General features: G+C 59.4%; 9 protein-coding genes and 1 pseudogene. 7 read left to right on the plus strand and 3 right to left on the minus strand.

Features of this window, described 5'->3' with window-relative positions:
- Window positions 1–251 precede the first annotated feature (251 nt).
- From G8E10_RS14375 to G8E10_RS14385, 3 genes and pseudogenes are all read left to right on the plus strand, one after another.
- A pseudogene (locus G8E10_RS14375) lies at window positions 252–380 on the plus strand (oxidoreductase); the annotation flags it as partial.
- A 220-nt stretch (window positions 381–600) separates the two neighbouring features.
- The gene (locus tag G8E10_RS14380; RefSeq protein ID WP_245420212.1) at window positions 601–1,413 is read left to right on the plus strand and encodes an SDR family oxidoreductase; all 813 of its coding nucleotides are present in this window, start codon (window positions 601–603) and stop codon (window positions 1,411–1,413) included.
- Window positions 1,406–3,217: a glycoside hydrolase family 15 protein gene (locus G8E10_RS14385; protein ID WP_167129865.1), complete on the plus strand. Its 1,812-nt coding sequence runs from the start codon at window positions 1,406–1,408 to the stop codon at window positions 3,215–3,217. The genes G8E10_RS14380 and G8E10_RS14385 overlap by 8 nt, the downstream gene beginning before the upstream one ends.
- Before the next feature lie 300 nt (window positions 3,218–3,517).
- On the opposite strand, the gene G8E10_RS26310 is transcribed toward G8E10_RS14385, so the two are convergent.
- A complete protein-coding gene (locus tag G8E10_RS26310) occupies window positions 3,518–3,841 on the minus strand; it encodes a siderophore-interacting protein (RefSeq protein ID WP_425530847.1) in 324 nt (107 codons plus the stop codon).
- A 624-nt stretch (window positions 3,842–4,465) separates the two neighbouring features.
- Here G8E10_RS26310 and G8E10_RS14395 point away from each other — a divergent pair.
- The 4 genes from G8E10_RS14395 (at window position 4,466) to G8E10_RS14410 (ending at window position 8,634) form a co-directional block, all read left to right on the plus strand.
- A complete protein-coding gene (locus G8E10_RS14395) occupies window positions 4,466–5,083 on the plus strand; it encodes an outer membrane protein (RefSeq protein WP_110808028.1) in 618 nt (205 codons plus the stop codon).
- Window positions 5,084–5,394: 311 nt separating this feature from the next.
- Complete coding sequence (locus G8E10_RS14400) at window positions 5,395–5,991, plus strand: hypothetical protein (RefSeq protein ID WP_132449408.1); 597 nt, start codon at window positions 5,395–5,397, stop codon at window positions 5,989–5,991.
- A gap of 373 nt (window positions 5,992–6,364) precedes the next feature.
- Window positions 6,365–7,849: a sensor histidine kinase gene (locus G8E10_RS14405; protein WP_110802759.1), complete on the plus strand. Its 1,485-nt coding sequence runs from the start codon at window positions 6,365–6,367 to the stop codon at window positions 7,847–7,849.
- 26 nt (window positions 7,850–7,875) lie between these two features.
- Window positions 7,876–8,634: a response regulator gene (locus G8E10_RS14410; protein WP_110802760.1), complete on the plus strand. Its 759-nt coding sequence runs from the start codon at window positions 7,876–7,878 to the stop codon at window positions 8,632–8,634.
- A gap of 236 nt (window positions 8,635–8,870) precedes the next feature.
- Here the strand turns inward: G8E10_RS14410 and G8E10_RS14415 are convergent, their stop codons facing one another.
- Both G8E10_RS14415 and G8E10_RS14420 read right to left on the minus strand, forming a co-directional pair.
- The gene (locus tag G8E10_RS14415) at window positions 8,871–11,243 is read right to left on the minus strand and encodes a S8 family peptidase (RefSeq protein ID WP_343289798.1); all 2,373 of its coding nucleotides are present in this window, start codon (window positions 11,241–11,243) and stop codon (window positions 8,871–8,873) included.
- A gap of 20 nt (window positions 11,244–11,263) precedes the next feature.
- A complete protein-coding gene (locus tag G8E10_RS14420; protein ID WP_167129967.1) occupies window positions 11,264–12,247 on the minus strand; it encodes an AAA family ATPase in 984 nt (327 codons plus the stop codon).
- Window positions 12,248–12,254 lie beyond the last annotated feature (7 nt).

The raw sequence follows: 12,254 nt of genomic DNA on the forward strand, positions 1-12,254 counted from the left end.
AATCCTACGAGGATATCGTCGACCACTGCTGCCACGCTTGGCGAACACTGCAGGACCGACCTTGGAAGATCATGTCCATCGGTCAGCGGCAATGGGCTCATAGGTTCTGATCAATGAGGGTTGGTATCAGAGGCTCGTTGAATGGGAACGAGACGACGTTAAACGCTTAACAAAAACAGTTTGCGGGGACGAGGTTCGACTCTTTTGGAGGTGCACGTGTCTTGCCCTCCATCCAATCGGAAAAATAGTAGCTGAAGACATACCGCGCCATCGCGCTGACTCCGGATGCTATCGGCCGCGCCGTCCGCTTCGCAATTGAAAAGCCCGACGATGCTGACGTCAACGAGACCGTCGTGCATACGACCATGGTGGATTTCTGACCAGTCACCCAGAAACCAGCCGGTGAAGGAGGCTGTCGAAGGCGTTCTGAGACGGAGATAGCGGTTTTACCGAGCCAATGTTGCAGAACATATTTTGCCCCGTCCTTCTTTCCAAGAGAGCGAGCTCTATCTCGTCGTATCGCACGATAACGCCTTGGATGCATCCGGCAGCACCTCCCGGAGACAGATCATATAAGCGCAAACGAACAGAAGGCATGTGATGACAGCCAATGACCAGATGCTCCAGAACCATGTAGTCATCGTCACCGGTGCCAGCTCCGGGATCGGTATCTCCGTTGCCGAGGCGATGGCGGAGGCCGGTGCAGCCATGATCGTCAACTACCGCTCTCATCAGCAGCCCGCCGAAGAGCTGGTTACCAGGATCAAAAGCAAAGGTGGGAAGGCTCTTGCCCTGAAGGCTGACGTCTCGCAGGAAGACGACGTCGCCAAGCTTTTCGATGAGACCGTCGAAGCGTTTGGACGCGTCGATGTGCTCGTTTCCAACTCCGGTGTCCAAAAGGATGCGGCTATTGCCGATCTTTCGCTCAAAGACTGGAATACCGTTATCGACGTCAACCTGACTGGCCAGTTCCTCTGCGCCCGCGAGGCCGTGCGTCGCTTCAGATCGCAACCCAGGGAGGGCCGGCCCGCGCGCAGTGCCGGGAGCATTATCGCCATGAGTTCCGTGCACGAGATTATCCCTTGGGCCGGGCACGTCAATTATGCTTCGGCCAAAGGCGGCGTGCGAATGCTGACGCGATCTCTCGCTCAGGAAGTGGCCGCCGAGGGCATCCGGGTCAATGCGATTGCGCCGGGCGCCATCCGCACACCGATCAATAAGGATGCCTGGGAGACCGACGAGGCCCTGACCAAGCTTCTCCGGCTGATCCCCTATGGTCGCATCGGCGAGCCGGAAGACGTCTCCCGCGCCGCTGTCTGGCTCGCCTCTGACGAGGCTGACTATGTGACAGGCACGACGCTCTTCGTCGATGGCGGCATGTCGCTCTATCCGGAGTTCCGTGACAATGGTTAAGCCAAACCGCGCCATCAGTGAGCATGGGATTGTCGGAGACATGGAGACGGCGGCGCTGGTCGCGCAAGACGGAACGCTCGACTACCTCTGCTGGCCGGCACTCGACAGTCCTACCGTCTTTGCGGAGCTCCTCGATGAAAAGAGGGGTGGTGCATTCTCGATTGCGCCGCAACTTGTCGAACCGCGCCGTCTTCAACTATATGTGCCTGAGACGAACGTTCTGATCACTCGCTGGATGGCGGATGGCGGGAGCGCGGAGGTCTTGGACCTCATGCCGCATCCGGATGCCCGTGTTCACCCTGGAAATACTGCCCGCTGCATCCTTCGCCGGATCTCGGTGACGCGGGGAACAATCTTGTTCAAAATCCGCTGCGCACCCTGTTTCGACTATGCCCGCGAGATCCCGAACATTTCCACCATCGATGGTGGGGTAAAGTTTACGGGCAAAGACTTGACGATGCATCTCTTCGCATCGATCCCCTTGACTGCGAACGATGGCGCAGCCGAGGCGACGTTCGAGCTTTCGGTTGGTAAAACGGCTTGGTTTACGCTTGGTGGCGAAGATCTCACCATTCCCGACGACGCGATGCTTTCCGCCGAGATTGTTGAAACGACGGCTGCCTGGCGAAGCTGGGCTGGAAAGGCGACCTACCGGGGCCGCTGGCGCGAGCAGGTGCTGCGCTCGGCCCTTGCCTTGAAGCTTCTGACCTCGCGCCAGCACGGCTCGATCGCTGCGGCCGCGACATTCTCGCTTCCCGAAGCGATCGGTGCCGGTCGAAACTGGGACTATCGCGCGACGTGGATCCGCGATGCCTCGTTCACGGTGTATGCCTTCATGCGGCTCGGCTTTCTAGAAGAGGCGCAGCATTTCGGCCGATGGGCGGGCCAGCGCGTCATGGCGTCGGATGCCGACCATCCGCTGCGTATCATGTACGCGATCGACGGATCGGAGGCAAAGGACGAGGAGGAATTACCGCATCTTTCCGGCTATGCCGGCAGCCGGCCCGTCCGTATTGGGAATGGTGCGAGTGTTCAAACTCAGCTGGATATCTTCGGCGAACTGATGGACAGCGTCTATCTCTCCAACAAATATGGCGAGGCCATCAGCCATAATGGCTGGGAACACGTTCGAAACCTCGTTGAGTATGTCATCGAGCACTGGCAGAAGCCCGATGCCGGGATCTGGGAGATGCGGTCGGAACCGCGCCACTTCCTGCATTCACGCCTCATGTGCTGGGTGGCGCTCGACCGCGCGATCCGGCTTGCGAAAAAACGCTCCCTGCCGGCACCGATCGTGCGCTGGGCGGAGTGCCGCGACGCCATCAATGCTGATGTGTGGGAGAACTTTCGTCATCCCGAGGACGGCTATTTCGTACAGGAGCGCGGTGGGAAGGAGCTCGACGCAGCCCTTCTCATGATGCCGCTCGTGCGCTTCGTCTCGTCTACCGATCCGGTCTGGCTAAAAACGCTTGACGCCATCGGTGAGCAGCTCTGCGACGATGGTCTCGTCTATCGCTATCGCGTCACGGACGGCCTTGAGGGCGACGAGGGTGCTTTCACCACCTGTACGTTCTGGTATGCCGAGTGCCTCGCCCGTGCCGGACGTCTTGACGCGGCTCAGCTAACGCTGGCCAAGGGCATGCGCTATTCCAATACACTTGGCCTCTTTGCCGAAGAGCAAGATGTCCGAGGCAGGCAACTCGGCAACTTTCCGCAGGCGCTGACGCACCTTGCATTCATCAGCGCTGCCTTCTTCACAGATCGTCGCCTAGATCCGTCGCATCGCCCGAATTGGCAACCCTGATGGAGTTTATGCCATTGTCGTCGCGTTCAAAACAAATTTCGGTCAGCACCTTTCAACGCGCCTGAGACATGACGCTGGAAATATCGGGCAAATAAGCAATAACCCTTTCATCAGTTTGCCGGCGGTGGCACGCTGACAATTATCCGGTCTTTTAGGATGAACCGTGGTTGTCCGAGCTATACCGCGTCCTCGGGCACGATCCTCAAGCCTGTATTTCCATTACCAGACCCATAGTCACAGGCAACCGTCCCCGACCAAGCAACTTCAAAGGGAACGCGTTGATCATAACAGTTCGTCAGTTCAAACCCCATCAAGGCGAAAAGGAATTGGACGATCGAAACTGACATCTGCGGCTGGTCGGGGAGCGTGTGCAGTGGGCCCGAGGATTTCGACAACATCGTCAATTCTGGCATTCATCGCCCAGCACGTCGCAGGGCCGGGATTATCGTGTCGGGCAAACTCGATGGCGATGTCTCTCCGCGGCGTTGATATGCCGAATGGTGTAGACACGATCAGACCTGCCGATGTGCTGTCCGCAACATAAAAAAATATGTTTGCACTTAAACAAGCACGCGGACCTCCTAAGCTCGCTCGACCCAACAAGGAAGAGCGAACATGCATCATGCCAATCAAAGCACGTCAATCCGGCCGATCCTCGTGTTTCTTCCACGGCCATCGGGAGAGTTCGTTGTCTCGAGACTGATCGCGACCGGCCGTGCCGCGGCATGTGTTTCCACAATTCAGGAGCTCTCCGAAGCGCTTGAGACACGCGTTTGGGCGCTGGCGATAACCGCCCGGCCGGACATAGATGCGATCCTCGGCTTGCGGGCACTACCGGTCGTGAACATCGAGATCTTCTTTCACCAGACAGTGGACGAGGATGGACGGGAGACGGGCCGGAAGGTGTTTGACGGACAGGCATTCCTAGAGAGGGTGCGACTTCTCACGGAGCAGCGCCCGGCGCGACCGCCGGCCTCCACAGCTCGGGCAAAGCCCTGCCGCACCACGATGCCGAGACAGACGAACCATGGGTGGATTGGCACATTGAGGGACCTCCTCAGCAAAAGGCCTGCGGCATCCTCGCGATGATCGCCGATGCCGGCTCGTTCGGTAACGTCATTCAGGGCGGCTCCGAACATTTCGCAACGTCAAAGGACAACACGCAACGTTGGCATCGCTCATAAAGGGCCGGCAACGAGCCCATCAGACAGGCGCTCGTCTCTTTGATGAACAAAACGAGGTATCCCGATGAACATCAGAATTCTGGCTTTGACGATCCTGTCATCTGCGACGGCACTGCCGGCTCTCTCCGCCGACATGAACGTCCTCGAGGACGCGCCCCAGCCTGTTCAACAGGTGTCAAGCACCTACGACTGGTCCGGCTTCTATCTCGGTGGCCAAGGCGGCTACGCCTGGATGACGGGCGATGTCCGTGGCATCGAGCGCGAGCTCGACGGCGGGGCGGCGGGCGCGCATGCCGGCTACAACCTTCAATCCGGAAGCATCGTCTACGGCATCGAAAACGACGTCAACTACAACTTCGACAGCAAGGGTTCCGCAAAGACAGAGTGGGACGCATCGGGCCGGGCGCGTGTTGGTTATGCGCTGGATCGTACGCTGATCTTCGCCACCGCGGGTGTTGCTGCGGCCGGGGCAGTGGTTGAACGTCCTGCCGCAGGAAAGAAAGACGAAATCCTGATCGGATGGACGGCTGGGGGTGGCATCGAGCATGCCGTTACCGACAACATCCTCGTGCGTGGCGAATATCGATACACGGATTTCGGCGAGAAGGACTTTGGAGACTCGGTCGGTAAATTTGGCGCTACCCAGAACAAGGTGATTCTCGGAGCAAGCTTCAAGTTCTGAAGGCATGGATGAGCGGGACCCATCGCGAAGGAAGCGGGGTTCCGCTGAACCACGAACGAACCGGCGCGGTCGGACGTTCTCAGCGTTTAAAGGCCGCGAGTTTCACCTCGAAGCTCTCGATCTATCCAAACCCTCAAGCAGCGAGGACGGGATGCAGGGCGAAGACCATCAGGATGCAGGTGCGCTGGCCCCAGCCATCGGGACGTTCGTCGTGCTTCTGACGCATCTGGCCATAGCCGCCGCCTGCGTGCTGCTGACATTCTAACGCGGGGGCATCGTCTTGCCGCAATGCGATACGAGGAAGAACAGACATGGAAATCACTCTGCAATCGAACGAATACCGCCGCCATGATGCGAAGGCCTCCCGGAATCTCACCTGGAATCTTGTGATGGGAGGGGCCGGACTGTCACTGCTGACGACCATGGCCGTTCTTGCCAAAGGTCCCGTGAAGGAAGACCGGCCCCAACAGATACCTGCCAATTATGTGTCGCTCTATAGTCCGAGATCAGAAGGCTTGCCGGCCTCGTCTCCGGTCGTTTTCCAGGCTGAGTCCGCTCGGACCTATCGCGTCGTTCCAACACCAAAGCCGCCCGTCCTTGCCTCGGCCAAGACTGCGCCTGCGCCCCTTGCAATGCCGGTTCGACGGTCAGCAAGCCCTGATGGCGATTTCAGCGCGTGCGATGCCTCTTGTCGGCAACCCATGTCGAGGAGAGACGCAACACACGCTGCGCCAGCCGTATCCACGTCTGAGATGTCCCTCGACAATCAGGGCTTTGACGATACGACTCGCCGCCCCGGACCGCTCGCGATGGCCGCGTCAGCGTTCGGCAAGGTGGCAGGCGCGCCGCTGACAGTCCTCGCATTCGGTCGGGATGCCATTGGCCGGGTCGCCAGCGTTACGGAATAGGTCGCCGGATCGTTGCGCAGACACTTTCATGCCGGGGGAGTAAGGTACTTGAAACAGGATGTTCACCTCTGGATGCTTCCGCCCGGAAACGAGCCGTGCGTCACGCTTCTGATCGCGGACCACGGGATGGCACCGGCCACCAAGGCGGTCCTTGGATTGGGCGGTATCTGGACGAAACCGATGCAGCAGATCTCGCAAGCCACCCTTTCCGCAAGCTCGGTCTCCCGGGACGTGATCGTCACGACCCGATCGACGTTCATCGCAATGAATGAAGCCTGCCGAGCGCGATCCGTTGTCGTCGATACCTACCTCTTCGAGGATCCGGATTATGCTGTATACCGTCATCGAACGCGAATGAACGGCACGCGTCTTCTTGAAGACGTTCTGGCGCGCCACCGGCATCTGCGCCGAAACGCGATGTCAGGTCTGCCGCATCTCCCATCTCGGCTGTTTCATCGTTGCGGACATGTTCATGAGGGTGCAGGAGAAGATCTTGGCGATTGCTGCAACTTCGATACGAACCCAGGTCCTGACGCTGGCCATCATGCTGATCGTTCTGGTGTCCATAACGGCGACCCTGACGGAGCCACTCCTTTATGGCCGTCAGTCCAATGACATCAGGACGGGAATATTTCTTGGGAAAGCTTTGGCCGTAACGCAGCAGTATGAAGCCAGTGACACTTCCGACGCGCGCAAGGACGTTCTGGCGCGTGTCGCCGGGGACGGACTGAGCGTTCAGATGGTCTCTCTTCCTCCAGCGGATAATGGCGATTCCAAGCTGCAGTATGTGATCCGCAGCGAGGCCGACATCGTTGCCGCTGCGCATCGCCTTAATCGCTTCGATCCCTTCGGAATGATCATGGGCTTGAACAGCGCATTTTCGACAGAGAAGGACATCGTGTTCGCCGTCTCGGAAACGTCGGCTCTTTCTTTCCGGTATAAGTCCCCTTCGGGAAGCCGCTGGACGCTCACTCCGTTTGCCAGCGGCATTCTGAAGATCGTCATTCCTCTTGGGATCATGGCATATGTCAGCTCGATGCTGATCATGAAACCCTTAGAGAGAATCGCCGCCGCAGCGAAGCGCCAGACCATTCGGGACGAAACAACGACGGAGCCGTTCGCTGTCGAAGGTCCTGCCGAGATACGAAGCCTTGCCGAGTCCCTGAACGCCATGCGGGAGCGGATCCAGCGCATGGCAATCGACCGCACGCAGATCCTGCGCTCCGTCAGCCACGACCTTCGCACCCCACTGACGCGACTGCGCATGCGGGCTGAGAGATGCGAGCAGGTGCTATTAAAGGAACGGATGCTGCGCGACATCGATCTTTTGGCGTCGATGCTCAATGAGACCCTGCAGTTCTTAAACAACAAGCCGGAAATTGCCGTCAAGGTCGACCTCTCTAGCCTTTTGGAAACGATCGTCTCGGATTTTGCAGACACGGGCATTGTCGTCCACTTCGAAGCCCCGCCAAGGCTCGTGGCCATCTGCAAGCCCCAGGGAATGACGCGCGCCATCAGCAACCTGATCGACAATGCTTCGCGCTATGCTACCCGCATCGACCTCCGTTTAGAAGAAGGCGGTCGTGATGGTGCAAGGATACTGGTCATCGACAACGGGCCGGGTATACCCGACACGCTGAAGGCACAGGTTCTTGAGCCGATGTTCAAGGCCGATCCGGCTCGACAGTCGCCGCTGGGGAAAGCAGCGGGCTTCGGCCTTGGTCTTACAATCGCCAAAGGCATCGTCGAGGTCGGGCACAACGGTCGCCTGACACTCAGAGACACTATACCCACGGGGCTTACCGTCGATATTGAGTTTGCCAGCCTGGCTGACACGCCTCTGACGGGGGGCGTATGATGTCGGGACGACTTGAGGAGATGGGCATGGCGATGAGAGCACACGAGGTCCTGCGGTTGAACGCGTCTTCTACAAGCGCGCGGTTGCTGATCGTGGAAGACGACCGAGATATCGCAGAAATGCTGGTCGAACTCGCGCAGATGAACGGATATTCCGCCGTTTCGGCCGGCTCGGGCCGGGAGATGGATCGATTGCTGGACAAACAGCCTTTCGACCTGATCCTTCTCGACGCAATGTTGCCAGGCGAAGACGGGTTCAGCATCTGCCGGCGACTGAGAGCAGCGAGCGATATGCCGATCCTGATGCTGACCGCGCTGGGCGACGACATCGACAGGGTCGTCGGGCTGGAGCTCGGGGCCGACGATTACGTCACCAAGCCTTTCAATTCCCGCGAACTCGTCGCGCGGATCAAAGCGCTGCTCCGACGTTCGGCTTCGACTGCAACTCCAAGGCCTGCCGCCAACAACGCGCCACTTTCCTTCGCAGGATGGACGCTCGATCCAGCTGCTCGCTCCCTCGTCGATCCGGAAAATGTCCAGATCTCCATGACCACGGCCGAGTTCGAAATTCTACTCGCTTTTTGTCGCAATCCGAACCAGGTGCTGACGCGCGAGCAGCTGCTCGCCATGACGCATGCGGGAAGTGCAGGGCCGGTCGAGCGAAGCGTCGATGCTCATATCAGCCGAGTTCGCCAGAAGATCGAGCTTCATCCAAAAGACCCGACCTTCATCAAGACGGTCAGGCTTGGTGGATACATGTTCACCCCTAAGGTCACCACGCACTGACATTCGGCGACATTAAAACACATCGACCACCGACGAAGTTCATGTCTGAAAGGAGGCATAGATAAAACGCAAGTTCGCGCCTAGAAAGGGGTATCGATGGTTCGAATCCGATAAAGGCGCACGGAATATCCATCCCCTTGGATCATCCGGTTACGCCGCGGGTAGTTCGATTCCAATCTTATTGGCGATGGCCGTATAGACTTCGACATCTGCATCCGGCGCCCTGACGGAGACGATCAGCGCATATCTTGCCGATCGGTCCCACCTTTGAAGCCCTGGCTTTTCCTTCCACCAGCCGCTGACTGGAAAGATACCGATCGCGTCGCGGTCGGCCAGTGCTGCGGCACTGCCGCGCCAAATATCTGAGTGAACCGAACCACGATCCCTGGTCTGACCCAGCACCCAGTCATCACCACCCGCCGCCGCGCCGAGGCCTCTTCGGCCTCCGCCGCCCTGTTGATGCGCTGCCTGAACTGAGGAAGACTCTCAAGCGACCGCTTCACCGCGAAGCGCAGGGCATGCGACGCATAGCGATGACGTCTGGTCCAACCTCGTTCCCCCGGGTTGGGTTCGACGAAATAGGACAGCGTGATACGCAACTCGACATCCAGTGCTCCAAGCGCGAGGAGTTCGTCCTTGGGCCAAGGCAGCGCATGTAGGTTCATGTCGCGCGTTTTGATTCCGCTCTTACCCTTCTTGAACGGCAGCAAAGCATCCTCCACCATCAAGGTCGCATCGTCGTTGGCGCTCATCAGCGCCCGACCGAGAGCCGGAACACCCCAGCCGTACCGGCGGAGCATCGCCATCTTCTGTGTCTGCGTGCCGGCGGCGTCAAACCGGGCGCGCATGGCGGGCGTCCATTCTGCCGAGTGAACGGCAAGTCCGCGCACGGTCTCAGGCCAAAGTCCAGGCCGGCCCACCATTATCCCGGCGCACAGGTTGGACGCGAGCGCCGCTGCAGCGCTCGTCGCACCGAAGGATTCGAACATCCGCATATGCGGCCGGTAGTGCGTGGTCAGCATCTGGAGGTCGTCGATCGCTGACGCTGCATTCACCCCGTCATGGGCATAGTTGCCGCCCTCAAAGACCACGTCAGGCCGGATTGGCCATTGCCGGTCCCAGATACCGGACGTGCGACTCGCGGGAGAGAGATCGCCGGCGGGCGCGACCGCCGCCCAGCCCGCGTAATCGGGATGATTGATGGTGATTCTGTCGGTGTAGGCGCCCGCGACAAAAGCGTTCCACGCCTGGGCCGGGCTTTCGGCCTCTGCCAGATCATTGGCATCGAGAGATGTTCCGGCGTCGATCTCGTCGCGCAGATTGCCGGCTGCAAGAACCATCAGGCGCCTGCGATCGCCTTGACCGTAGCAGATCTGATCGACCGCTGCCGACCATGAGGAGGGTCGGCCTCGTCCTAGCCCGACATCGCTTGTCACGGCGATGCAAAAGACACGCGGTCGCCCCGGCGCGAGTTCTTCGGCCTTTGCAATACCGCTCGCTGTTATCGCCCCATACAGGAGAGGATCGTTTTCTCCAGCCGGCGGCAGCACCTTGACGCTCTCCAGTCCGTGTCCGAGGTGGATCTTTTCTCCGGTCGATAGTGCTGCTTCGAGGTCCCCGTAAAGCGCAACGCCCGCCATTGAGGTGCCGTGGCCGTTCCAATAGCTTGTATCTGCTGTACCCCAGGCATCAACGGCCGTGTACATATCGTCAGCTGCAAGCGCCGGCTCGATCAACGGATGTTCTCGCGTCGTTCCGCTGTCGAGAATGCAGATCGCGGGATCCAGGGCGTTTGGTGGCTCGACCCTGCCTGCCAGATCGCCGACCCAATCGACCTGCTCGGCTGCAGGCATTTCCAAAAACAGTGTTGGCGTGTCCTTTGCCAGCCTGAGCTCGGCGATTGCATCGCTGTTGTCGATCAGGTTGGTGACTGCCGCCACATCGCCGAGCGCAAGCACGACCACGCGTTCCGGAAATCTGATGGTGTGATCCTTGACGGTGATGTTAAGGCGCTGCGCCACATGACGGAACTGGATGAGCCGTTCGTCGCGGATCCAGACCTCCCACCAGACAATTTGTCCAGCGTCGGGGAAGGTAGCCGGATCGTCTGTGAACAGCGATTTCGCGGCCGCAATGCGAACGTCCTCGATCCGCGCCACCAGGCGTTCGTTCTTCGGTCTTCCACTTTTCGGGCTCTCTTGCGTGCGGTAGGCTTCCACCCGGTTTCCGTAAAACTCCGCCGAGCTCTCTGGTACAAAGACCGTTGCCGAAATCATCCCGTCCGCGTCAGGTTGCGGGCGAACCGCTACAAGCTCGATATTGCCGGGCTTGTTTTCCAATGCGTCGACAAAACCGCGGTCTCCGGCGTCCAGATTGAACTCAAGGTAAAAGCCCTTTTCTCCTTCGGCGATCTCCGGGTTGCGTTGCGCCAGCTTGTCACGCGCTGCGGCAACCGCGGTGTCGAGCGACTGTTTGAGTTTCTGAGCGTGGGCGGCTCGAGCGCGAACAGGAGGCAGCCCATCGCGCGGCGTGCGAGGCGAGGTATAGGCTTCGGCCTCGCCGCCGCCTTCGAGATGGAAATGGGGACGATTGCGGGGAGGACGCGCCATGATACTCGCTGTTTCACGCTTTAGCTGGTGGATGCCTTCCGCTCGGCCAGCGTGGAGAGCAGCGTTGCGGTCGTGATATCGTTGCGATCGGAAAGGACGGCGGTCTTTGCGGCTTCGTCTGCGGCACGAGCGACCTCAGCCTGACTAAGTCCGTGGCCGGCGTCCTGGATCTGTGCCCAATCCACCGTCTTCAGGTCGAATGTCGCGAGATGGTTTTCGATAATGCCGCGCGCGACCGAAGCATCGGGCGGAGCGTAGTTGATGACGTCGTCGAAACGTCTGAATATGGCCTTGTCCAGAAGCTCCGGGTGGTTCGTTGCGGCAATGATCAAGCTCGGGCCGTTGTCGTTCTCGATGAACTGCAGAAAATAATTGAGCACGCGGCGGATTTCGCCGACGTCGTTTGGTCCCGATCGCTGCGAGCCGATCGCGTCGAATTCGTCGAAGAAATAAACGCCACGCTGAACGGCCATGGCGTCAAACACAAGACGCAGCCGGCTTGCGGTTTCGCCCATCATCTTTCCGATCAGGCCATCATAAAGCACGGTGAATATCGGAAGCTTCAGTTCGCCGGCAAGCGCTGCCGCTGTCATCGTCTTGCCCGAACCCGGGGGCCCAACCAGGAGAAGCTTACGTCTTGGCGATAGCCCGCGTGATTTCAGCCTTTCCTGTTGCCGTTGCTCGGTCAGGACGCGTGCGAGACGTTCCTTGAGCTCACCGGACAACACCATGTCGGCCAGGCGGGTATCGGAGAAGCGGGCATTGAGGAGGTTGGTCAGTTCACCCCTTGGCTGGGCAATTGCGACCGGTCCGGAACCACGGCGTCCAACATTCTGACCCTTACCCTTGGCGGCATCGATCAGCTCCGTCAGTTCCTGCGCGAGTTTGCCATGTCCCTGGCGGGCTTCATGGGCGGCAAGCTGCGTCGCGACGGAGATGAAACGTGCGTCATCCCCGTCGATATGGCTCCGCAGCAGGGCAACGATATGTTGTGCCGTCGTCATCAGTTTT

The organism is Ferranicluibacter rubi, from assembly GCF_011603255.1.
Taxonomy (GTDB): Bacteria; Pseudomonadota; Alphaproteobacteria; order Rhizobiales; family Rhizobiaceae; genus Ferranicluibacter; species Ferranicluibacter rubi.